The sequence below is a fragment of the Streptomyces sp. NPDC000134 genome (assembly GCF_042899225.1).
In the GTDB taxonomy this organism is placed as follows: domain Bacteria; phylum Actinomycetota; class Actinomycetes; order Streptomycetales; family Streptomycetaceae; genus Streptomyces.
In genome coordinates this window covers 196,307-217,433 of the sequence record NZ_JBIAZN010000014.1, presented here as the reverse complement: position 1 = coordinate 217,433, position 21,127 = coordinate 196,307, and the positions used below count along the sequence as shown (strand labels likewise).

The following is a 21,127-nucleotide window of genomic DNA, read 5'->3' as shown; positions in this document are numbered from 1 at the left end:
CGTCCCGGTCCCGGGGACGGCCGCCGGGGGATCGTCGCTGCGCAGCGCTTGATCGCCGAGCAAAACGGGCGAACTCCCTGGCCACGGCGCATTCCGTGCATTTGACAGTGCACTGAGCACACGGATAGGAAGCAGCTCCAAGAGGTCGAGAGGTGCACCGTGTACGAGCCGAACGTGGTCGGGGACTGGCAGGAGTATGACGATCACCCCGGACTGCGGGTCCGTGTCCACCAGGTGGAGCGGGCCGAGCCGCCGCGCGGCCGGGACGACGCCGCGGAGGGGCTCGCGTACTTCCGGGTCCGCGTGATCGTCGAGAACCGGGGCGAACGCAAGTTCGGCATCCATCTGGAGGACGGTCAGATCGACGTGCGGATCGGCCCCGACGGCGAGGCCGCGTTCCTGGACTGGCGCAACTCCCAGTTCGTCGAGGGCTTCGACGTCTATCCGCTGCGCCGGGTCACCGCCGTGCTCTACGCGGCCGGCCCGGAGGCCGACCTGGACCGGGTCGACGTCCAGGTGCAGATGCGGGTCGACGAGGAGTGGACCGGCCGGAGGCTGTGGACCGGCGGCGTCGGACCGGACGCACCGGCCGCCGGAGGCTGCCCCGCCGCCGGCCGCGAGGAGCTGGCGCACCAGATCGGCGCCTTCCTGCGCGGCCAGGCCGAGGAGGGCACCGCCTGACGGCGGGGCCTCAGTGCGGGATGCCGTCGATGATCTCGCGGGCGCCCTGGCGCAGCAGGGAGACGGCGACCGAGGTGCCGAGGGTGGCCGGGTCGAGCCGGCCCGCCCACTCGTGGGCGTTCAGCCGGGTCTTGCCGTCCGGGGTGAAGACACAGGCGCGCAGCGAGAGTTCGCCGGTGCGGTCGACCCGCGCGTAACCGGCGATCGGGCTGTTGCAGTGCCCCTGGAGGACGTGCAGGAACATGCGTTCGGCGGTGGCCTCGCGGTGGGTGTCCGGGTGGCCGAGGCCGCTGACCGCGTCGATCAGCCGGTGGTCGTCCTCCCGGCACTGCAACGCCAGGACGCCCGCGCCGATCGGCGGCATCATCGCCTCGGGCGAGAGGACCTCGCTGACCACGTCGGTACGGCCGATGCGCTCCAGCCCGGACAGGGCCAGCAGCAGCGCGTCCGCCTCGCCGTCCGCGAGCTTGGCCAGCCGCCGGTTGGCGTTGCCGCGGAACGGAACGCACGTCAGATGCGGGTGGGAAGCGGCCAGTTGGGCCACCCGGCGCACCGAGGAGGTGCCGATCCGGGTCCCGGCCGGCAGCTCGTCCAGGGTGAGCCCGCCCGGGTGGACGAGGGCGTCGCGGATGTCGTCGCGGCGCAGGAACGCCGCGAAGACCGTGCCCGCCGGCAGCGGACGGTCGGCGGGCACGTCCTTGACGCAGTGCACCGCGAGGTCGGCCTCGCCGGCCAGCAGCGCGGCGTCGACCTCCTTGGTGAAGGCGCCCTTGCCCTCGACCCGCGCCAGATCGCCCAGCCACTTGTCACCGGTGGTGCGCACCGGGACCACCTCGGTGCGCACCCCGGGATGCAGCTCTGCCAACTCGCCCTGGACCCGAGCCACTTGAGCGAGGGCCATGGGCGAGTCGCGGGAGACGATCCGGATCATTTCGGGAACGGTCATGCGGGACACGATAGTGGCCCGCGGGTCAGGCGCCCGGGTCGAAGGCGATACCGGACGGCTTGGCGGCCGTCAGGTGGGAGACGAAACTGCCGTCCTTCAGACCGAAGTTCGCGCTGCCGAAGTCGTAGGCGACCAGCTTCTCGCGCACCCCGGCCGGGTAGCCGTTCCACCCGATCAGCGGCGGGTACTGCCAGGTGCCCTTGTGGTTCTCCGGCGGCTCGTCGCCGGAGGTCGCCAGGCGGAAGCAGTGGGTGCTGATGCCGTCCTTGTGGTAGACGATCTTGGCGTGCGTGCCGTCGAAGCGGACCGCCGAGCGGGCGTGCACGGTGAACGAGCCGTGGTTGGACGTCGACACGTACTGCACCTGGCCGTCCTGCACCCACACCACGACGTGCTCCCAGTCGTGCCGGTGGCCGCCGAGGCTGCTGCCGGGCAGCGCCTGGTCCTTCTCGAAGTACAGGCCGTACAGATAGGCGCACCAGCCGTTGTTGCACTTGGCGCGGGAGTAGCTGTTGGTGTTGTCCAGGTCGGCGGCGTCACGGCAGTTGCCGTTGAGCGCGCCGGTCGGGTTCAGGCCGGCGTTGACCGTGCCGTCCTGGCTGATGGCGGGCGTGGGGTAGCAGCCGTCGGTGTCGTAGTCGAAGGCCGGCTGGTACGTCCGCTCGGCCGCGTCCGCGTTGGCGGGCAGCGCCGGGGGCGGGGCGGCGAAGGCGGTGGCGGGGAAGGCGACGACCAGGGCGACGGCTCCGGCGACGGTGGTGAGCCATCTCCTGCGGCGGGTCCGGGACATGCTCGGCGACACTGCGTCCTCCTCGTGGGCGCAGCCCAACGGCTGTGGGGGGCAAGGGAGTTCAGAATCCCCTGATCGCCCTGCCGTGCCAAGAGGGCACGGGCGACCCCGTGATGAAGATCAGCCCAACTGTTGTGCTCGCGTCACACCAGGTCGTCGGGAACGTCCGCCGCCGACTCCTGCGGCGCCAGGTCCGGGCGCAGCCTCAGCCAGGACGGCTGACGCAGCATCCCCTCGCGGGTACGGGTGCTGTAGCGGACCTCGCCCACCAGCCGGGGCACCACCCAGCGGGCCCCGGGAACGGCCGGTACCGGATCGAAGGGGCACCGGTCGGTGCCGGCGGCGCGCAGCAGCCCGGCCAGTTCGGCGCGCTCGGCCTCGCTCCAGCCGGTGCCCACCCCGCCGACGTACCGCAGCCCGCCCGCGGCGCGCTGGCCGACGAGGACCGCGCCGGGCAGCCCGGTGAGCCGGCCCCTGCCCGGCAGCCAGCCGCCGATCACCACGTCCTCGCTGCGCATGTTCCGGATCTTGATCCAGGCCCGGGAGCGGACCCCCGGCTCGTACACCGAGTCCAGCCGCTTGCACACCAGTCCCTCCAGGCCGTGCTCGCGGGTGGCCCGCAGCGCCTGCTCGCCGTGGCCGACCAGGGCGGCGGGGGTCGACCAGGACGGCCCGTTCAGCCCGAGCCCCTCCAACTGCTCCCGCCGGTCGCTGTAGGGGCGGCGCAGCAGGGAGTGGCGGCCCAGGTGCAGCGCGTCGAAGAGCACGAGGTGCACCGGGACCCGTGCCGCCCGGTGCGCGGCGCGGCCCGGGGCGTGGGCCAGGCCCATCCGGGACTGGAGCAACTGGAAGTCGGCCCGGCCCCCCGGGTCCAGCGCCAGCACCTCGCCGTCCAGGACGGCGGGGGTGACGCCGACCGCCGCGCCGAGGGTGCGCAGCTCGGGGTAGGCGCCGGTGATGTCCTGCCCGGACCGGGCGCGCAGCAGCACGCTGCCGTCACCGGGCAGATAGGCCACCACGCGCTGGCCGTCCTGCTTGGTCTCGTAGGCCCAGCGGGCGTCCTGCGCGGCGGGCGGCAGGGTCCCGGGCGTGGCGAGCATGGGAGGGATCAGCGGCAGCTCCACGGGTGAAGGTGTCGACGTCCCGGGCCGCCGTCACGCGCCGTGCCGGCCAGGTTCGCCTGAACGGCGTCGGCGCCCGGCGCCGGCCGCCCCCGGGCCGCCGGCGGTGACGCGGGGCGGCACCCCCGGGGTCGTCGGCGGTGACGCGCTTCTCGCCCTTCAGCGGCGCGCCCGGACCCCCCGAACCGCCCCTCCCCGGTTGAGAGCCGGACGCGGAGGGATGATCCTGGACGACATGGAGCAGGTCTCCGCCGTGGCGATCATCGACGCCCAGGGCACGGTGACCGGGTGGAGCGAGGGCGCCCGGCGACTGACCGGTTACCCGGCCGAGGAGGCCGTGGGCCGGGCCGCCCTGGAGTTGCTCGCCCGGGATCTGCCGCCGGGGGCCGTGGCGGCGCTGTCGGGCCAGGTCCTGGTCCGGCACCGGGACGGCTCCGCCGTGGCGCTGACCTTGCGGGGCTGGCCGCTGCTCGGCGCGGACGGCACCCCCGGCGGGTACGCGGTGACCGCCGAGCAGCCCGGCGAGCGGGCCTTCGTGCTCACCGGCGAGACCTTCCGGCAGGCGTCCTTGTCGATGTCCGTCCACGACACCGGGCAGCGCTACCTCCGCGTCAACGACACCGCCCTGCGGATGATGGGCCTGACCGAGCGGGACCTGATCGGACGGCCGCTGCCGGAGGTCATGGAGAGCATCGAGGCCGGCGACCCGGTCTTCCTCGGGCATCTGCGGCAGGTCACCGCCACCGGACGGCCCCTGCGCTACGAGACCTTCAGCTCCGCCTCCTCCGTCCTCGGCGAACAGGCGTGGATCGTCGAGATGTGGCCGATCCGCGACCCCTCCGGCGAGGTGGCCGCCGTCGCCGTCGCCGGCCTGGAGAGCACCGAGCAGCACCGCGCCCGCCAGCGCCTGGGCCTGCTGAACGCCGCCGCGGCCGGCATCGGCACCACCCTGGACGTCGTCCGCACCGCCGAGGAGCTGATCGAGTTCCTCGTGCCGCGCCTCGCCGACTTCGCCAGCGTCGACCTGCTCGACTGGGTCCTGGGCGCCGCCGAGCCGTACGCGGTGACCGCCGAGGACCTCGTGCTGCGCCGGGTCGCCCACCGGGCCACCGCCCAGGGCCCCCGGCGGACCTCCGTCCGCCTCGGCGACAGCGGCGTCTACCCACCGTACTCCGCGCCCGCCCGCGCGGTCCGCGAGGCCCGTCCGGTGCTCACCGGGCCGGGCGACCCGGACTTCGACCGCTGGGTGCGGGTCCGCAACGAACAGGCCCCCGACCAGCGCGGCTTCCGCGACAGCATCCGCTCCACGCTGGCGGTGCCGCTGCTGGCCCGCGGCACCACCCTCGGCGTGATGGTCCTGGCCCGTGCCGCCGGCGAGCAGCCGTACGTCGCCGACGACATCGTCCTCGCCGAGGAACTCGCCAGCCGGGCCGCCGTCAGCGTGGACAACGCCCGCCGGTTCGCCCGGGAACGCACCACCGCGCTGGCCCTCCAGCACAGCCTGCTGCCCCGGGGCATGCCCGGACAGGCCGCCGTCGAGGTCGCCCACCGCTATCTGCCCTCCGGGTCGGCGGCCGGCATCGGCGGCGACTGGTTCGACGTGATCCCGCTCTCCGGCAGCCGGGTCGCCCTCGTCGTCGGCGACGTCGTCGGCCACGGCATCCCCTCCTCGGCGACCATGGGCCGGCTGTGCACCGCCGTGCGCACCCTCGCCGACGTCGACCTGCCGCCCGACGAACTCCTCACCCACCTCGACGACCTGGTGAGCCACCTCGCCTCCGACGACGGCGACGGGGAGGCCGCCGAACTCGGCGCCACCTGCCTGTACGCCGTCTACGACCCGGTCTCCCGCCGCCTCGCCCTGGCCGCCGCCGGCCACCCCCCGCCCGTCCTGCTCCGGCCCGACGGCACCGCCCGGCCGCTCCCCGTCACCGCCGGGCCGCCGCTCGGCGTCGGCGGGATGCCGTTCGAGGCGACGGAACTCCAGCTTCCCGAGGGCTCCGTAGTCGCCCTCTACACCGACGGGCTGATCGAGGGCCGGGACCGCGACGTCGACCACGCCACCGAGGAACTGTGCCGCGCCCTGACCGCGCCCGCCGCCTCGCTGGACGCCCAGTGCGACAACGTCCTCAAGGCCGTGATGCCCGAGGACCCCGGCGACGACGTCGCCCTGCTGCTGGCCCGCACCCGCGCGCTCGGCGCCGACCAGGTCGCCACCTGGGACGTCTCACCCGACCCGGCGCGGGTGGCGGCCGTCCGCCAGTCCGTCACCGACCGGCTGACCGCCTGGGGCCTGGACGAGACCGCCTTCGTCACCGAACTCGTGGCCAGCGAACTCGTCACCAACGCCATCCGCTACGGCGAACCCCCCATCCAGCTCCGCCTGATCCGGGACCGCACCCTGATCTGCGAGGTCTCCGACGGCAGTTCCACCTCCCCGCACCTGCGCCGCGCCCACGCCTACGACGAGGGCGGCCGGGGCCTGCTGCTGGTCGCCCAGCTCACCCAGCGCTGGGGCAGCAGGCAGACCGGCACCGGCAAGACCATCTGGGCCGAGCAGCCGCTGCCCCCGTGCTGACCGGGCCGGTCAGAACTCCTCGTGGGTGTCCGGGTCGCCGCCGAGCCGCCGGTGGGCACGGCCGGCCACGGCCCGCATCTGGTCCGCGTCCAGCTCGAAACCGAAGACGTCCAGGTTGGCGCGCTGCCGCCCGGGGTCGGACGACTTCGGGACAGGAACCGCGCCGAGCTGCACGTGCCAGCGCAGGACCGCCTGGCCGGGCGTCACCCCGTGCGCCTCGGCGACCGAGCCGATCGCCGGGTCGCCGAGCAGGTCGGCGCCGCGGCCCAGCGGGCTCCAGCTCTCGGTCCGCACGCCCTTGCGCTCGTGGAAGGCGCGCAGCTCCTCCTGCGGCAGCAGCGGGTGCAGCTCGATCTGGTTCACGGACGGCAGCACGCCCGTCTCCTTCTCCAGTCGCTCGATGTGCTCGACCGTGAAGTTGGAGACCCCGATCGACCGGACCAGCCCCTCCTCCCGCAGCTTGATCATGGCCTTCCAGGAGTCCACGTACCTGTCCACCCGGGGCAGCGGCCAGTGGATCAGGTACAGGTCCACGTAGTCGACGCCCAGGCGGGCCCGGGACTCCTCGAAGGAGGCGAGCGTCTCCTCGTAACCGTGGTGCCGGCCGGGCAGCTTGGTGGTGACGACGATCTCCTCGCGCGGTACGCCGGCGGCGGCCAGGGCGCGGCCGACGCCGCTCTCGTTGCGGTAGTTCGCCGCCGTGTCGACGAGCCGGTAGCCCAGGCCCAGGGCCCCGGCCACCTCCCGCTCCGCCTCCGCGTCGTCCATCGGCCAGGTGCCGAGCCCCAGCGCGGGCAGCGTCGTGCCGTCGTTGAGCGGGTGTGCCGGAATGCTGTTCACCACAGGGAACCTTCCCTCGACTGCGTACGGGCGCGACGGCCGTCCGGCGCCGCCCCTCCAGCCTCCGCGACGACGCGGCCGTGATCAACCGCGACCGCCGGGCACCATGGCCGACGGCGGCCCGGCCTGTCACGATCACCGGTGGACACCGGGACGGACGACCGAGCGGAGCGCGCATGACGACGGACAGGATCACGCGGGAAGGGGCCCCGGGCATCGAGGTCCGGCCCGCCGCCGGGCACATCGGCGCCGACATCACCGGCGTCGACCTGGCGGCCGGCCTCGACGAGGCGCAGACCGCCGCGATCCGGGCGGCGGTGCTGCGCTGGAAGGTGGTGTTCTTCCGCGGCCAGCGACTGGACCACGCCGGACACGTCGCCCTCGCCCGGCGGTTCGGCGAACCGGTCGTACTGCCCCGGCGCGGCAGGGCGTCGCCGCCGGACGTCCCGGAGATCGAGACGACCGCCGACCGGCTGGAGCTGGGCGGCCGGTTCGGCATGGCGCACGACGAGTGGCTCGCCCGCCGCCGGCCCAGCCTGCTGCGGGGCTGGCACTGCGACCACGGCGCCCGGATCGACCCGCCGGCCGCGACGATCCTGCGCGCCGAGACCGTGCCCCCGTACGGCGGCGACACCACCTGGGCCAACCTGGCCGCCGCCTACGCCGGACTGTCCGCGCCGCTGCGGGAGTTCGCGGCCGGGCTGCGCGCCGAGCACCGGCTCGGCGTCGGCTACCAGCCCCGGCCGGGTGACGACGGCTACGTCCGGCACCTCCTGGACCACCAGACCGCCACCGTCCACCCGCTGGTACGGGTCCATCCGGAGACCGGCGAGCGGGTGCTGTTCGTCAACGGCTACTACGTCGAGCAGATCACCGGCCTGTCCCGCCCCGAGAGCCGGGCCGTCCTCGACCTGCTGCTGGAGCAGGCGGTCCGGCCCGAGTACACGGTCCGCTTCCGCTGGGAGCCGGGCAGCGTCGCCTTCTGGGACAACCGGGCCACCATCCACCTCGCCCCGGGCGACACCGCCCACCTGGACCATCCCCGGATCATGCACCGCGTGATGCTGGCCGGGGACGTCCCCGTCGGTGTCGACGGCCGCCGCTCGGAGGCGATCACCGGCAGCGCGCCCGGACGCTGGTGACCCGGCCGCCCGCGGGCGTCAGCCGCGGTGGCCGGAGGGCCGGTCCGCGCCCCGCGCCCGGCTCCCGGCGGGCGGGGCCGGGGCGGGGCGGGGGCGGTGGCCGGCCGGCCGGCTGCTCCCGCCCTCGCCCAGGACCAGCAGCGGGTCGAACATCACCACCACCCCGGCCAGCAGCAGGAAGGCCACCGGGCCCAGCAGCATCGGCAGCAGCGTGGCCGGCGAGTCACCGGCCCAGGAGCTGCCGCCGTGGCGCACATGGACGCTGACCGCGGACATCGCCGTGTAGTGCATCCCGGACACGGCCAGGCCCATCACCAGGCTGGCCCCCAGGCTCGCCAGGAACCCCCGCACGGTGACCGCCGCCCACAGCGCCGCCGTCGCCGAGGCGACCGCGATCACCACCGACAGGGCGACGGTGAGGGTGTCGTAGCGGATGTCGCCGTCCAGGCGCAGTGCCGCCATGCCCAGGTAGTGCATGGAGGCCACCCCCAGCCCGGTGACGGCCCCGGCGAGGGCCAGCGTGCCGGGCCGGGACCCCCGGTAGCCCGCCGTGAACACGCCGACGCCGACCACGGCGATCGCCACGGCGAGGCTGAGCATGGTGAGACCCGCGTCGTAGCGGACGCGGGTCTCGGCTATCTGGAAGCCCATCATGGCGATGAAGTGCATCGTCCATATGCCGCAGCCGATGGAGGCGGCGCCCAGCGCCAGCCAGCCCGGCTTCCACGACCGGTGGTTGAACAGCGACCGGACCGTGCAGCGCAGCCCCAGCGCCCCGCCCAGACAGGCCATCACATAGGCCGCGACGGGTGTCACCAGCCCGTACCGGAACCCGTCGACCGTGCCTTCCATACGCCAACTCCCCCCAGAGTCATGGCCTTTCCGGCTGCACCACATCTACGGGGACCGGCGTGCAATTGCAAGGGGCCGCCGGAGCCGGGCTGAAACTCCTCTTGCGGAACCCCTCCCTCAGAACGTCCGACGCAACAGGCCGAGCAGCGCCGTCCAGTGCCGCTCGGCCGCCTCGGCGTCGTACGCGGCGGTGTCGGCCTGGGTGTATCCGTGGCGGGCGCCGGCGTAGACCTCGCAGCGGTGGCGGACCCCGGCGGCCGTCAGTGCCGCCTCCAGTTGCTCCTGCTGCTTTGGGGGCATCGAGCGGTCGTGGTCGGCGTGGGCGAGGTACACCTCGGCGGTGATCCTGCCGGCCAGCAGGTGCGGGCTGTCCGGGTCGTCGGTCGCCAGGTGCCCGCCGTGGAAGCCGGCCGCCGCCGCCACCCGGTCCGGGAAGGTGCCCGCGGTCAGCAGGGCGAGCCGGGCGCCCATGCAGTAACCGGTCAGCGCCACCGGTCCGTCGGCCGCCGCCGGGCACTCCTCCAGGTACCGCAGCCAGGCTCGCGCGTCCCGGGTCACCGTCTCGGGCGTGAGGGACGCCATGATCGGGCCGAGCCGCTCGAAGATCTCCGGTCGCGCCCCCGGGTCGATGAACTCGGGCAGCTCCACGACCGGCGCCCGACCGTGCCGGTAGAACACGTTGGGCACCAGGACGGTGTGCCCGGCGCCGGCCAGCCTGTCCGCCATGGCCCGCAGATGCGGACGCAGCCCGAAGGCGTCCATGTAGAGCAGGACCGCGGGATGCGGCACCCCGTCCGCCGGAGCGACCAGATACGCGTCGGCGGTGCCGTCCTCGGTGGGGACGTCGACAGCGGTTCCCTGTACGTCGGTCATGGCTCGCCTGCCTTCCTGTGGGGAGCGCCCGGCCCGTCCGCGACCCGGGCGGACCATGGTCATCGTGGCACGCCCGGTCACCGCCCGCGCCGCCCGCGCCGCCCGCCCCCGCCGGTGCGACCGTGGCCGGCCGGCCCCCCGGGGCGGTCCGTCGCCCGGCTACTCGAACCGGGTGGTGTCGCCCGCGCCCCGGCGTACGATCTCCGCCTCGCCGCCGGAGAAGTCGACCACCGTGGTCGGCTCGGTCCCGCAGTCGCCGGAGTCGAGCACCGCGTCCAGCACATGGTCGAGGCGGTCCTTGATCTCCCAGCCCTGGGTCAGCGGCTCCTCCTCGCCGGGCAGCAGCAGGGTGCTGGACAGCAGCGGCTCGCCGAGTTCGGCGAGCAGGGCCTGGGCGACCACGTGGTCGGGGATGCGCACGCCGACGGTCTTCTTCTTCGGGTGCTGGAGCATCCGCGGCACCTCGCGGGTCGCGGGCAGGATGAAGGTGTAACTGCCGGGCGTCGAGGCCTTGATGGCCCGGAACACGTCGTTGTCGATCCGTACGAACTGCCCGAGCTGCGCGAAGTCCTGGCAGACCAGGGTGAAGTGGTGCCGGTCGTCCAGATGCCGGATCGACCGGATGCGGTCCACGCCGTCACGGCTGCCGAGCCGGCAGCCCAGCGCGTAGCAGGAGTCCGTCGGGTACGCGATCAGCGCGTCCGCGCGGATGCTGTCGGCGACCTGCGCGATGCTGCGCGGCTGCGGGTTGTCGGGGTGCACGTCGAAGTACTTCGCCATCCGACGAGCTTATGCCCGCCCCGGCGCGGCGGCCGAACGGGCCGGGCGGCCGGCCATGAGGTAGCGTCGCCCGGCCGGATCGGGGCAGAGGGCTGACAGGGGGAGCCCGGAGAGCGGCGGACACCGGGAGCGACGGGGGAGGGGAGCGGACCGAGTGGGTGACGGGCACCGGGCGTGGGCCGAGGAACTGCTCGACCGGCTCCGGCCGGGCGACGGCGACGTCCGCCGGGTCGTGGACTGGCTGGCCGGTGCCGTACGGGCGGTGGTGTCGCTCCAGGACGCCTCCGGCCGTCTCCTCGCCGGCCTGCGCACCCCGCTGGACGAGGACCTGCTCCGCGAGGTCACCGCCGGCCGGATCGCCTCCGCCGCCTACACGGACGCCGGACGCCACGTCCGCCTGGTCCGCGCCGGCCCGGCAGGAACCGCGCCGGCCGCCGTCCTCGCGGTGTCCCGCGCCGCGCCCTTCGACGCCCGCGCCTCCGGCATCGTCACCCACACCGCGCGGGCCCTCGCCCTGCTGCTGGCCGCCCGGGAACAGGCCGGGTCCGGGCACAGGCTGGAACGGGCCACCGCCGACCTGCGACTGGCCATCCTGCAACTGCTGATGGTGGAGGACACCGTCTCCGCCCGCCGGGTCGCCGCCGGGCTCTGGCCGGGCCTGCTCGACACCGACTCGGCGTGCGTGTACGTCGTCGAGAGCGACCCCGGCGAACGCGACCGACTGGCCGAGGAGTGCCGGCGGGCGACGGGGGAGCGGGCGCTGGTGGTGCGCTGCCCCGCCATGGACGGCCACGTCATCGTCGTCGCGCCCCGGGACACCGCCGGCGCCGCCCTGCGGTCGCTGGCCGGCCGGCACCGGGGGGTCTACCTCGGCGGCAGCACCCGGCAGAGCCTGGCCCGCACCGCCACCGCCTACGGACAGGCCGTCAGCGCCCTGGCCATCGCCCGCTTCCACCCCGGGCGGAGCGCGGTGTACGCCGAGCGCACCCGCCCCGAGCGGCTGATGGACCCGGCCGCGCTGTACGACTGGACGGCGTGCCTGCTGCGCCCGCTGGACGCGCTGGCCCACCACACCCGCGCCGAACTGCTCGCCACCACCCGACTGGGCCTGGAGTTCACCGCGGTCAGCGCCGCCAAGATCCTCGGCGTCAGCCGCAACACCGTGCGCGCCCGCATGGACCGGGTCGAGAAGCTGCTGGGCACCGACTTCTCCGACCTCACCGTCCGGGCCGCGGTCCACCTGGCCCTGAACGCCGAGGCCGGTCTCCCGCAGCGCCGCCCGGCACCCGGCGCGGGGGCGGTGCCGGCCGGGCTGCCCGGCCTGCTGGCGGGGCCCGCCCCGCGCACCTGGGCCCGGGACCTGCTCGGCAGGCTGGACGCCGACCCGCGCGGCACCCGGCGGACGCTGCGCACCTGGATCGCGGCCGGCGGCAACGCCGAGCGGGCCGCCCGCGCCCTGGGCGTCCATCCGCAGACGGTGCGCGAGCACGTACGCGGCGCCGAACCCCTCCTGGAGCGCCGGCTGCTGGCGGCCGGAAGCGATCTGTACGAGGTCGTCCTCGCCCATCTGGCGGCCGGTGACCTCGACCCGCCCGCGCTGCCGGGGACGAAAACGGGCCATCCGGACTCACCTGTGCACGGGTGAGTCCGCACGGCCCGGCAGCGGGCACCGGCACGATTCACAGGGGCACGGCCGCCCGCGTAGGTTCGACGCACGGCGGGGCACGACCGGAACGGGGGACCGGTCGCGCCCCGCGGAGGCGTCAGCCGCCCGGCAGGATCACCGCACGGCCGTTGACCTTGCCCTCGTGCAGCCTCTCGTACGCCAGCGGCGCCTCGTCCAGCGAGTACGTCTCGGTGTGCACCGACACCGCGCCCGAGCGGGCCAGCGCCAGCACCTCGATCAGCTCGCTGCGGCTGCCCCAGTAGGGCGCCGACACCGACACCTCGAACGGCGTCAGCCCGAAGCCCACCGGGAGCGGCGCGCCGCCGATGCCGACCAGCGTGACGTCGGACTCGACGCCCGCGACCCCGGCGGCGGTCCTGACGGTGGGGGCCACGCCGACGAAGTCGAACACGGCCTGGGCGCCGACCGGCCCGGTGATCCGGCGGACGGCCTCGACGGCCCCGGCGTCCGACAGCACCGTCTCGTGGGCGCCGACCTCACGGGCCAGGCGCAGCTTGTCCTCGCCGACGTCGAGGGCGACGACCCGGGCGGAGGTGAGGGTGCGCAGCAACTGGATGGCGACGTGCCCGAGCCCGCCGGCGCCGATGACCACCGCCGTCGAGCCCGGCACCAGCTTGGGCAGCGACTTCTTGATGGCGTGGTACGGCGTGAGCCCCGCGTCGGTCAGCGGCACCGCCGCGACCGGGTCCAGGCCGTCCAGCGGGACCAGGTGCCGGGGGTCGTCGATCAGCAGGTACTCGGCCATCGAGCCGGGCCGGCCGAGGCCGGGCGGGTGGATGCCCAGTTCGTCGGCGCGCAGGCAGTAGTTCTCCTTGCCCTCGGCGCACTTGACGCAGGTGCCGCAGCCCCAGGGGCCGTAGACGGCGACCGCGTCGCCCTCGGCGAGCCCCCTCACGCCGTCGCCGAGCGCGGCGACCGTGCCGACGCCCTCGTGGCCGAGGGTGAGCGGCAGCTCGTACGGGAAGCCCTCGGCGGGCCAGCTCATCACGGCGATGTCGGAGTGGCACACGCCGGCGGCGGTGACCTTCAACAGCACCTGTCCGGGCCCGGGTTCCGGGTCGGGGACCGTGACCACCTCGGGGGGTGCCCCGACGGTGCGGTACTGCAGTGCCTTCATGGTGGAACTCCCTTGTTCACCCCCCGTCGGCGGTGGTGGATCAGACGGCGGTGTAGGCGCCGTCGACCAGGTGGTAGCTGCCGGTGACGAAGGACGCCCGGTCGGACAGCAGGAAGGCGATCAGCTCGGCGACCTCCTCCGGGCGGCCGAGGCGGCCGGCCGGGTGCAGGGCGACGAGACCGTCGTAGGCGTCCTGGTCCATGCTCTTCAGCAGCGGGGTCTCGATGAAGCCGGGGCCGACCGAGTTGATCCGGATGCCCTTGGCGGCGTACTCGGCGGCGGCGGACTTGGTCAGGCCGACCACGCCGTGCTTGGCGGCGACGTAGGCGGGGGAGCCGGGGAAGGCCACCGAACCGAGGATGGAGGCGACGTTGACGATGGCGCCGCCCTTGCCCGCGGCCTCGATGACGGGCAGTTCGTGGCGCATCGAGTAGAAGACGCCGTCGAGGTTGGTGCGGATCACCCGGTCGTACGCGGCGATGTCGTACTCGCCGGTGGGGGCGCTGGGGCCGCCGATGCCGGCGTTGTTCACGGCGAGGTCCAGGCCGCCGAAGGTGTCGACGGTGAACCGCACGGCCGCCTCGACGGACTCCGGGCGGGTGACGTCCAGTTCGACGGCGGCGGCCTCGATGCCCTCGGCCTTCAGGCCGGCGGCGGCCCGCTCGGCGCCCTCGGCGTTGTAGTCGGCGATGACGACCTTCGCGCCGCCGGCGCCGAGGCGGCGGGCGGTGGCCAGGCCGATGCCGGAGGCGGCGCCGGTGACGAGCGCGGTGCGGCCGGTGAACTCGGCGGTGAGGTCGGTGGCGGGGGTGCCCGAAGTGGTCATGGTGCTGTCACTCTTCCGTGGTGGTGCTGTGGGCGGTCGCGGCTGCGACCTCCGAGGTCAGGGCGTCGTAGGCCCCCTCCACCAGGGCGGCGAGGTCCCCGGCTCCCGAGTCGTGCTCCGCGCCGCGGGCCCAGACGCGCAGGGCGGCGACGAGGATTCCGGCGGCGGCGTCGACGACGGCGGCCGGGCGGACGTCCCCGAGGGCGTCGGTGCCCAGCCGTTCGGCGACGATCCGGATCGACTCCTCCTGGGCGTCGACCCGGATGCGCTGGTAGGCGGCGAACAGGGCGGGTTCGGTGTCGACCAGGGCCAGCAGCGCGCGCATCCGCGGACGCACGTGCCAGGGCGGGTCCCGCCGGTCGGTCAGCCAGTCCCGGACCGCCGCGCGGTAGGCGAGCAGCGGGGGCTCGGCGACGGGGCGGGCCCGCAGCAGGGCGTTGATCCGGTCGCCGTCGCGGCGCACGAAGTCGAGGGCGGCCTCCTCCTTGCCGGTGAAGTACCGGCTGAAGGTGCGGCGCGTGACGTCCGCGCGGTCGGCGACGGCCTCCACGGTCGTCGCCGCCGGGCCCAGCTCCAGGAACAGGTCGCAGGCGGCGGTGGCGAGCGCGTCGCGGGTCCGCCGCGCCTTGCTCCGCCGCCGGTCGTCCGGGGCGTCCAGGGGCTTCGTTGCCGTCATGAGGCCACCGTACACCCGAAAATGTCCCACTGGGACATGTGTCCCGATGGGACATTCGCGGGATGGCCGAATCGCTTCCCGACCCGGCGCGCGGCCGGTCCGGCGCGGTGTGCCCCCACCTCGCCCGGGTACCCGGACGACTCCGAACGGGGGCCGCACAAGACGACGAACGCGAGGAGGAGGACCCCATGACCGGTGGCGCGGAGACCGGCGGAGCGACCGGCACGCAGGACAAGGACTACAACCTCGTCTGGTACGTCGAGTCGTGCCTGAGCAACGCGTTGCGACTGGAGACGTACATCAAGGACGCCGAGCGCGAGAAGGACACCGAGGTCGCCGAGCTGTTCCGCAAGGCGCAGGCGGACAGCCGCAAGGGCGCCGAGCTGGGCAAGAAGCTGCTGCGCGCCCGCCTGAGCGACGGGTGACGACCGCTCGCCGCGCGGCCCGGACACCCCGGCCCACCGGGTGTCCGGGCCGCCGCACGCGTACCCGCCGCACCCCGGCCGCCCCCTCGGCAGGGTGAACGGCCCGGGACGGTTCCGCCTGGCGCGCGCCGTCGTCATGGCTCCACGATGCGCCGACCGGCGGTGTCCGGCCAGTCGCGAGGTGCGCGGGAGCGTGCGAGTGTCGCAGGTGACTGACGGGCCGGGGCCGGGTACCCGGGCCACCCACGCGACCGGCCGACGGCCGCCCCCGCCGCGATGCCCGCCGGGCGGCGGCCACGAGTCGAAGGAGCCCATCGACATGACCGACGTATCCAGCCAGGGTCCCGCTTCCGGCGACGACCGCGAGGTGCTCACCAACCGGCAGGGGCACCCCGTCTACGACAACCAGAACCAGCGCACGGTCGGCGCCCGCGGACCCGCCACGCTGGAGAACTACCAGTTCCTGGAGAAGATCAGCCACTTCGACCGGGAGCGCATCCCCGAACGCGTCGTGCACGCCCGGGGCGTCACCGCGTACGGCTTCTTCGAGGCGTACGGCGCCTGGGGCGACGAGCCGATCGACCGGTACACCCGGGCCAAGCTGTTCCAGGAGCGCGGCAAGCGCACCGACGTGGCCGTCCGCTTCTCCACCGTCATCGGCGGCCGGGACTCCTCCGAGGCCGCCCGCGACCCGCGCGGCTTCGCCGTGAAGTTCTACACCGAGGACGGCAACTGGGACCTGGTCGGCAACAACCTGGGCGTCTTCTTCATCCGGGACGCCATCAAGTTCCCGGACGTCATCCACGCGCTCAAGCCCGACCCGGTCACCTTCGAGCAGCAGCCCCGGCGCATCTTCGACTTCATGTCGCAGACGCCCGAATGCATGCACATGCTGGTCAACCTGTTCAGCCCGCGCGGCATCCCCGCCGACTACCGCCACCAGCAGGGCTTCGGCGTCAACACCTACAAGTGGGTGAACGCGGCCGGGGAGACCAAGCTCGTCAAGTACCACTGGATGCCCAAGCAGGGCGTGCGCAGCATGACCGAGGAGGACGCCGCCAACGTCCAGGCGGACTCCACCGGCCACGCCACCAAGAACCTCTACGAGGCCGTCGCCCGCGGCGACTACCCGGAGTGGGAGCTGCTCGTCCAGATGATGGACGACCACGACCACCCGGAGCTGGACTTCGACCCGCTGGACGACACCAAGACCTGGCCGGAGCAGGACTTCCCGCCCAAGCCGGTCGGCCGGATGGTGCTGGACCGGATGCCGGAGAACTACTTCGCCGAGAACGAGCAGATCTCCTTCGGCACCGGTGTCCTCGTCGACGGCCTGGACTTCTCCGACGACAAGATGCTGGTCGGCCGGACCTTCTCCTACAGCGACACCCAGCGCTACCGGGTCGGCCCGAACTACCTCCAGCTCCCCGTCAACCAGGCCAAGAACGCGAACGTGCGCACCAACCAGCGCGACGGCCAGATGGCGTACCACCAGGACGGCGGCGGCGAGAACCCGATCGTCAACTACGAGCCGTCGATCACCGGCGGCCTGCGCGAGGGCCAGTACCCCACGCACGACGAGCAGGGACCGGAGATCCGCGGCCGGGTCACCCGCAAGCGCATCCCGCGCACCAACGACTACCTCCAGGCCGGGCAGCGCTACTGCCTGATGGAGCAGTGGGAGCGGGACGACCTGGTGAAGAACTTCGTCGACCTGCTCTCGCAGTGTCCCCGTCCGATCCAGGAGCGGATGGTGTGGCACTTCCTGCTGGTCGACAACGACCTCGGGCTGCGCGTCGGCGAGGGCATCGGCATCGGCCCCGAGGACGTGGCCGGGCTGGAACCGCTGGCCAGCCAGGACCTCACCGACGAGGACCGCAAGCGGCTGTCCCACCTCGGCAAGAACCCGCCGCGTGACGTCGAGGGCCTCACCATGACCCACTGCGTGCCCAATGAGCGGCACGTGGTGACCCGGTGAGTCACCGCCCGGACCGGGCCGCCCGCGCCACCGCGAGGGCCTGCTCCGCGTAGCCGCGTCCGAACAGCACGGCGTGCACCAGCAGCGGGAAGAGCTGGTGCACGCCGACGCGTTCCGGCCAGCCCGCGGCGAGCGGTGCCGCCTCCTGGTAGCCGTCCAGGACCCGGTCGAGGTGGGGGCAGCCGAACAGGCTCAGCATCGCCAGGTCGGTCTCGCGGTGCCCGCCGTGCGCGGCCGGGTCGATCAGCCGGACCTCGCCGTCGGCGCCCCACAGGACGTTGCCGTTCCACAGGTCGCCGTGCAGCTTCGCGGGCGGCTCCGGGGGACCGGCCAGCTCGGGCAGGTGCTCGCAGACCCGCTCGACGTCGGCGGCCTCGGCGGGCCGGACGGTGCCGTCGTCCACCGCGCGCCGCAGATACGGCAGCACCCGGTGCTCGGCGTACCAGCGCGGCCAGTCGGTGCCCGGCGCGTTGCGCATCGGGGCGGCGCCGATGAACGCCTCCTCGGGCCCGCCGGGCGGCGCGGCACCGAAGGCGGGCGCCCCCGCGGCGTGCAGCGCGGCCAGATCCCGCCCGAACCGGACGGCCGCCCCGGGTGTCGGTGGGCCCTCCTCGACCAGTTCGGTCACCAGCCACCGGCCGTCCTCGCCGAGCACCGCGGGCACCCGGACCGCCCCGGCGGCGGCCAGCCAGCGCAGCCCGGCCGCCTCCGCCCGGACCGCGCCCTCGGCGCGTTTGACCATCACCGCGAGCCCGCCGTCGAGCGTGACCTCGGCGAGCGCCCCCGACCGCCGGCGCTCACCGGTCACCGCCCGGCCGGTCAGCCGGGCCGCTGCGGCCCCGGGCCCCTCACCGTCCGCCGGATGCGAAGAACAGGTCGTGTCCACGCCGCCCACCCTACGACCGGCCGGGGGGTGTCCCGCCGACCCGGTGAAATCGGCCGACGACGCCTATCGAACCGCCCGGTGGCGGGGGACCAGTGAGACCATGACCAGTTCAGCGTTTCCTCGTACGATCATCCTGCCGAGCGCCGTGTGCGAACAGGCCGCCCAGCACCTCGAACACGCGGTGCAGCGGGCCATCGACGGCGCCGCCGCCCCCTGGCGGGCCTTCCGCGGAGCGGAGGAGAAGCACGGCGAACTGCCCGTCTCCATCGTCGAACAGGCCGCCTCCTGCCTCCTGGTGCTGGCCGCCGAGAGCGCCCAGCACCTGCGCCCCTCCGCCCTGCGCACCCTGATCGGTGTCGCCCTGCACCTGCGGGACAGCGCCGAGGCGGTCCGCCGCCCCACCGTCACCAGCGGCCCCTGGTGAGCGGCGCCCGGCGGGCCGGTTCAGGTGCCGAGCACCCGCAATGACGCCCACAGGGCGACCGTCGAGGCCAGCAGCGTCGCCGGTACGGCGAGCAGTCCGAGCCGGGTGAAGCGGCCGAGGTCCACGGCGATGCCGTGCTGGTGCAGGATGCGGCGCCACAACAGGGTGGCCAGCGAGCCGACGTAGGTCAGGTTCGGACCCAGGTTCACGCCGATCAGCACCGCGAGGACCGGGCCGGGACCGCCCGGCGCGGCCAGCGGCAGCAGGGCCAGGACCGCCGGCAGGTTGTTGATCAGGTTGGCCAGCACCGCGGCGACCACCGCCACCCCGAGCAGCGCGGACAGCCCGTCGCCGAGCGGCAGCAGCTTGGCCAGCCCGGTGGCGAGGCCGCCCGACACCACCGCCTGCACCACCACGCCCAGCGCCAGCACGAACAGGCAGAACAGCGGTGAGGCGGCGCCGACCAGCTCCCGTACCGTGGTCCGGCGCCGCAGCAGCTCCCGGCCGCCCAGCACGGCCACCCCGCCGAGCGCCGCCCACGCCGGCTCCTGCCCGGCCAGCGAGACCACCGCGAACCCGGCCAGCGTCAGCGCGAGCACCACCAGCGTGAAACGGGGGACGCGCGGGGCGGCCCGGTCCGCCGGGCCGGCGCCCTCCGGCGCGGTCCGCTCGCTCAGGTCGGCGCGGAAGAAACGGCGGAAGACGGCGTACTCCACCGCGATCGCCGCCAGCCACGGCAGCGTCATCAGCGCGGCGAACCGGGTGAAGGTCAGCCCGCTCGCGGTGAACGCCAGCAGGTTCGTCAGGTTCGACACCGGCAGCAGCAGCGACGCGGAGTTGGCCAGGTGGGCGGTGGCGTACACATGCGGACGCGCCAGGGCGCCGGCGCGGGCGGCGGTCGCCAGGACGACCGGGGTGAGCAGGACGACCGTGGCGTCCAGGCTCAGGACGGCGGTGACCGCGCAGGCCACGGCGAACACCCCCGCCAGCAGTCGCCGGGGACTGCCGCCGCACCGGCGGGCCACCACCGCGCCGGCCGCCTCGAACAGGCCCTCCCGCGCGCACAGGTGCGCCAGCACCAGCACCAGCGCCAGGAACCCGACGACCGGCAGCAGGCTGCGGACCTGGGCCCAGGCCGCGTGCGGGGTGACCGTGCCGAGCGCCACGGCCAGCGCGGCGGCGGGCACGGCCGCGGCGGCCTCCGGCAGGCCCCGGGGGCGGACGACGGCGAAGACCAGCACGCCCAGCAGCAGGACGACCGGCACGGCCTCGGCGAGGACGGCGTTACTCAGCGGGGTTCCTTCCCTCGGTGAACCGGACCGGCTCACATGATCGACAACTACCCAGGGTCGCATCCCCGACCGGATTCCACCGGCGGGGAGGGGGCGTACGGGCTGGGGTGGATGCGATCGGTGGGTGTGTCCGAGGTCGGCGCGTTTCCGTCGGCGGGGAGGGGGCGTACGGGCTGGGGTGGATGCGATCGGTGGGTGTGTCCGAGGTCAGCGTGTTTCCTCGGCGGGGACGGGACGTGAGGGCCGGGAGGGACGGCGGGTGTGGCCGAGGCCACGCGGTCGACGTGCCGCGGACCATGTCGCCCGGTACGGCACGCGGGCTACCGTTTCCGCAGGTCCCCGGAGTCGACGCAGTTCGGACGTTCCCGCAGTGCACGCAGATCTCTCCCCGGTCATCGCCGCCACCGCCCAGTGGCTCACGCGCGCCTACCCGGCCTCCGGCGGCGCGCTCGCCGCCGCGCTCTGCGAGGTGCAGGCGCGCCAGGCCGTCACGGTCGCGGCCCGACTGCGCTACCCGACGCCGATGGACATCGCGCTGCTCGGCCTCACGGGTCCCGGCGGCGCCGCCCGGCTCGACCGGGTCACCGGCGCCGACGACCCCGACGGGCACGCCTGGCGCACCTGGGTCGACGAGGTCGTGGCGAGCTGGGCGGCCGCTCTGCTCGCCGACCCCGGCCTGGCCGGGCGGGCCGTCGCCGCGCTCGCCGAGGAGGCCGGCCACCCCGCCGGGTTCCGCCGCCTGCTCGCCCCCGACGACGGCGACCGCCGCGCCGCGGCTCTCCTGCGCCACCCCGACCTCCTGGCCCCCGTCACGGCCCTGCACCACGGCCAACTCCTGGCCCGCCTGAACTCGGACGAGGCGCTGGCGGCCTGACCGGGGGAGGGGGCCGGAAGGGGGCTCCCGCTGCGGGTGCGGGCGTGGACGCGGCGGGCTTGGGCGTGGGCGCCTCGCCCGGCGGGGGCTCCTGTCCGTCGTGGGGCGAGCCGTTCCGACGGCGTACGGCCCGGAGCCGCCCGACGGCGTACGGCCGGGGCGCGTCAGGCGGCCGTGCCCAGGGCCGGCCGGGCCGGGACCTCCACCTCCGTGCGGAGGGTCACCGGGACCGGGGTGCGGCGTCCGCGCGACACGACCCCCGCCCCGCAGGACCCTCACCCGTGACCGCCGGCACCGGCTGGGCCCGGCCCTGTGGGGCGCGGCAGGCGTCGGGTTATG

General features: G+C 74.6%; 20 protein-coding genes. 8 read left to right on the top strand and 12 right to left on the bottom strand.

The window, feature by feature from the left end; translation table 11 throughout:
• Positions 1-159: 159 nt before the first annotated feature.
• Entirely contained in the window at positions 160-681 is a 522-nt protein-coding gene (locus ACFY32_RS22330; RefSeq protein ID WP_359195039.1) for a hypothetical protein, read from the top strand.
• Between the two features lie 10 nt (positions 682-691).
• On the opposite strand, the gene hemC is transcribed toward ACFY32_RS22330, so the two are convergent.
• The 3 genes from hemC to ACFY32_RS22315 form a co-directional block, all read right to left on the bottom strand.
• The gene (gene hemC, locus ACFY32_RS22325) at positions 692-1,627 is read right to left on the bottom strand and encodes a hydroxymethylbilane synthase (RefSeq protein WP_390675060.1); all 936 of its coding nucleotides are present in this window, start codon (positions 1,625-1,627) and stop codon (positions 692-694) included.
• Between the two features lie 25 nt (positions 1,628-1,652).
• A complete protein-coding gene (locus tag ACFY32_RS22320; RefSeq protein ID WP_359195044.1) occupies positions 1,653-2,429 on the bottom strand; it encodes an NPP1 family protein in 777 nt (258 codons plus the stop codon).
• Between the two features lie 131 nt (positions 2,430-2,560).
• Positions 2,561-3,541, bottom strand: a complete 981-nt coding sequence (locus ACFY32_RS22315) for an ATP-dependent DNA ligase (protein ID WP_390675059.1) — start codon at positions 3,539-3,541, stop codon at positions 2,561-2,563.
• Positions 3,542-3,773: 232 nt separating this feature from the next.
• Here ACFY32_RS22315 and ACFY32_RS22310 point away from each other — a divergent pair, with 232 nt between their 5' ends.
• Positions 3,774-6,116 (top strand): SpoIIE family protein phosphatase, encoded by a 2,343-nt coding sequence (locus ACFY32_RS22310; protein ID WP_390675064.1) that lies wholly within the window; start codon positions 3,774-3,776, stop codon positions 6,114-6,116.
• Positions 6,117-6,125: 9 nt separating this feature from the next.
• On the opposite strand, the gene ACFY32_RS22305 is transcribed toward ACFY32_RS22310, so the two are convergent.
• Positions 6,126-6,956 carry an aldo/keto reductase gene (locus tag ACFY32_RS22305; RefSeq protein ID WP_390675058.1) on the bottom strand — a complete coding sequence of 277 codons (831 nt, stop codon included), beginning with the start codon at positions 6,954-6,956 and terminating at the stop codon, positions 6,126-6,128.
• A gap of 176 nt (positions 6,957-7,132) precedes the next feature.
• On the opposite strand from ACFY32_RS22305, the gene ACFY32_RS22300 reads away from it, so the two are divergent.
• Positions 7,133-8,098, top strand: a complete 966-nt coding sequence (locus ACFY32_RS22300; protein WP_390675057.1) for a TauD/TfdA dioxygenase family protein — start codon at positions 7,133-7,135, stop codon at positions 8,096-8,098.
• Positions 8,099-8,116: 18 nt separating this feature from the next.
• On the opposite strand, the gene ACFY32_RS22295 is transcribed toward ACFY32_RS22300, so the two are convergent.
• The 3 genes from ACFY32_RS22295 to ACFY32_RS22285 all read right to left on the bottom strand — a co-directional run bounded on the left by ACFY32_RS22295 (position 8,117) and on the right by ACFY32_RS22285 (position 10,603).
• Positions 8,117-8,950 (bottom strand): MHYT domain-containing protein, encoded by an 834-nt coding sequence (locus ACFY32_RS22295; protein WP_359195053.1) that lies wholly within the window; start codon positions 8,948-8,950, stop codon positions 8,117-8,119.
• Between the two features lie 117 nt (positions 8,951-9,067).
• Positions 9,068-9,823, bottom strand: coding sequence for a dienelactone hydrolase family protein (locus tag ACFY32_RS22290; RefSeq protein ID WP_390675056.1), 756 nt, complete (start codon positions 9,821-9,823; stop codon positions 9,068-9,070).
• Positions 9,824-9,982: 159 nt separating this feature from the next.
• Positions 9,983-10,603 carry an L-threonylcarbamoyladenylate synthase gene (locus tag ACFY32_RS22285; protein ID WP_359195059.1) on the bottom strand — a complete coding sequence of 207 codons (621 nt, stop codon included), beginning with the start codon at positions 10,601-10,603 and terminating at the stop codon, positions 9,983-9,985.
• A 154-nt stretch (positions 10,604-10,757) separates the two neighbouring features.
• Between ACFY32_RS22285 and ACFY32_RS22280 the strand changes: the two genes are divergently transcribed.
• Positions 10,758-12,248 carry a helix-turn-helix domain-containing protein gene (locus ACFY32_RS22280; RefSeq protein WP_359195062.1) on the top strand — a complete coding sequence of 497 codons (1,491 nt, stop codon included), beginning with the start codon at positions 10,758-10,760 and terminating at the stop codon, positions 12,246-12,248.
• A gap of 118 nt (positions 12,249-12,366) precedes the next feature.
• Here the strand turns inward: ACFY32_RS22280 and ACFY32_RS22275 are convergent, their stop codons facing one another.
• The 3 genes from ACFY32_RS22275 to ACFY32_RS22265 are packed head-to-tail and all read right to left on the bottom strand — an operon-like array spanning position 12,367 to position 14,909.
• Entirely contained in the window at positions 12,367-13,407 is a 1,041-nt protein-coding gene (locus ACFY32_RS22275) for an NAD(P)-dependent alcohol dehydrogenase (protein ID WP_359195065.1), read from the bottom strand.
• A 40-nt stretch (positions 13,408-13,447) separates the two neighbouring features.
• Positions 13,448-14,233, bottom strand: a complete 786-nt coding sequence (locus tag ACFY32_RS22270) for an SDR family NAD(P)-dependent oxidoreductase (RefSeq protein ID WP_359195068.1) — start codon at positions 14,231-14,233, stop codon at positions 13,448-13,450.
• Between the two features lie 7 nt (positions 14,234-14,240).
• Positions 14,241-14,909, bottom strand: a complete 669-nt coding sequence (locus tag ACFY32_RS22265; RefSeq protein WP_390675055.1) for a TetR family transcriptional regulator — start codon at positions 14,907-14,909, stop codon at positions 14,241-14,243.
• A 188-nt stretch (positions 14,910-15,097) separates the two neighbouring features.
• On the opposite strand from ACFY32_RS22265, the gene ACFY32_RS22260 reads away from it, so the two are divergent.
• On the top strand, positions 15,098-15,334 hold the full coding sequence (locus ACFY32_RS22260; RefSeq protein ID WP_359195074.1) for a hypothetical protein: 237 nt from the start codon (positions 15,098-15,100) through the stop codon (positions 15,332-15,334).
• Positions 15,335-15,653: 319 nt separating this feature from the next.
• Positions 15,654-17,312, top strand: coding sequence for a catalase (locus ACFY32_RS22255; RefSeq protein ID WP_390675054.1), 1,659 nt, complete (start codon positions 15,654-15,656; stop codon positions 17,310-17,312).
• Between the two features lies 1 nt (position 17,313).
• Here the strand turns inward: ACFY32_RS22255 and ACFY32_RS22250 are convergent, their stop codons facing one another.
• Positions 17,314-18,198 carry a fructosamine kinase family protein gene (locus ACFY32_RS22250; protein ID WP_359195080.1) on the bottom strand — a complete coding sequence of 295 codons (885 nt, stop codon included), beginning with the start codon at positions 18,196-18,198 and terminating at the stop codon, positions 17,314-17,316.
• A 100-nt stretch (positions 18,199-18,298) separates the two neighbouring features.
• On the opposite strand from ACFY32_RS22250, the gene ACFY32_RS22245 reads away from it, so the two are divergent.
• The gene (locus tag ACFY32_RS22245) at positions 18,299-18,622 is read left to right on the top strand and encodes a hypothetical protein (protein WP_359195083.1); all 324 of its coding nucleotides are present in this window, start codon (positions 18,299-18,301) and stop codon (positions 18,620-18,622) included.
• 20 nt (positions 18,623-18,642) lie between these two features.
• Here ACFY32_RS22245 and ACFY32_RS22240 read toward each other — a convergent pair whose 3' ends face one another.
• Positions 18,643-19,977 (bottom strand): SLC13 family permease, encoded by a 1,335-nt coding sequence (locus tag ACFY32_RS22240; protein WP_390675053.1) that lies wholly within the window; start codon positions 19,975-19,977, stop codon positions 18,643-18,645.
• Between the two features lie 307 nt (positions 19,978-20,284).
• Here ACFY32_RS22240 and ACFY32_RS22235 point away from each other — a divergent pair, with 307 nt between their 5' ends.
• Positions 20,285-20,788 carry a hypothetical protein gene (locus ACFY32_RS22235; protein WP_359195086.1) on the top strand — a complete coding sequence of 168 codons (504 nt, stop codon included), beginning with the start codon at positions 20,285-20,287 and terminating at the stop codon, positions 20,786-20,788.
• Positions 20,789-21,127 lie beyond the last annotated feature (339 nt).

Coding starts and splice junctions, on each gene's coding strand:
- hemC (WP_390675060.1), bottom strand. CDS start 1,627: ATGACCGTTCCCGAAATGATCCGGATCGTCTCCCGCGACTCGCCCATG.
- ACFY32_RS22255 (WP_390675054.1), top strand. CDS start 15,654: ATGACCGACGTATCCAGCCAGGGTCCCGCTTCCGGCGACGACCGCGAG.
- ACFY32_RS22290 (WP_390675056.1), bottom strand. CDS start 9,823: ATGACCGACGTACAGGGAACCGCTGTCGACGTCCCCACCGAGGACGGC.
- ACFY32_RS22265 (WP_390675055.1), bottom strand. CDS start 14,909: ATGACGGCAACGAAGCCCCTGGACGCCCCGGACGACCGGCGGCGGAGC.
- ACFY32_RS22310 (WP_390675064.1), top strand. CDS start 3,774: ATGGAGCAGGTCTCCGCCGTGGCGATCATCGACGCCCAGGGCACGGTG.
- ACFY32_RS22240 (WP_390675053.1), bottom strand. CDS start 19,977: ATGCGACCCTGGGTAGTTGTCGATCATGTGAGCCGGTCCGGTTCACCG.
- ACFY32_RS22300 (WP_390675057.1), top strand. CDS start 7,133: ATGACGACGGACAGGATCACGCGGGAAGGGGCCCCGGGCATCGAGGTC.
- ACFY32_RS22270 (WP_359195068.1), bottom strand. CDS start 14,233: ATGACCACTTCGGGCACCCCCGCCACCGACCTCACCGCCGAGTTCACC.
- ACFY32_RS22260 (WP_359195074.1), top strand. CDS start 15,098: ATGACCGGTGGCGCGGAGACCGGCGGAGCGACCGGCACGCAGGACAAG.
- ACFY32_RS22285 (WP_359195059.1), bottom strand. CDS start 10,603: ATGGCGAAGTACTTCGACGTGCACCCCGACAACCCGCAGCCGCGCAGC.
- ACFY32_RS22275 (WP_359195065.1), bottom strand. CDS start 13,407: ATGAAGGCACTGCAGTACCGCACCGTCGGGGCACCCCCCGAGGTGGTC.
- ACFY32_RS22295 (WP_359195053.1), bottom strand. CDS start 8,950: ATGGAAGGCACGGTCGACGGGTTCCGGTACGGGCTGGTGACACCCGTC.
- ACFY32_RS22245 (WP_359195083.1), top strand. CDS start 18,299: ATGACCAGTTCAGCGTTTCCTCGTACGATCATCCTGCCGAGCGCCGTG.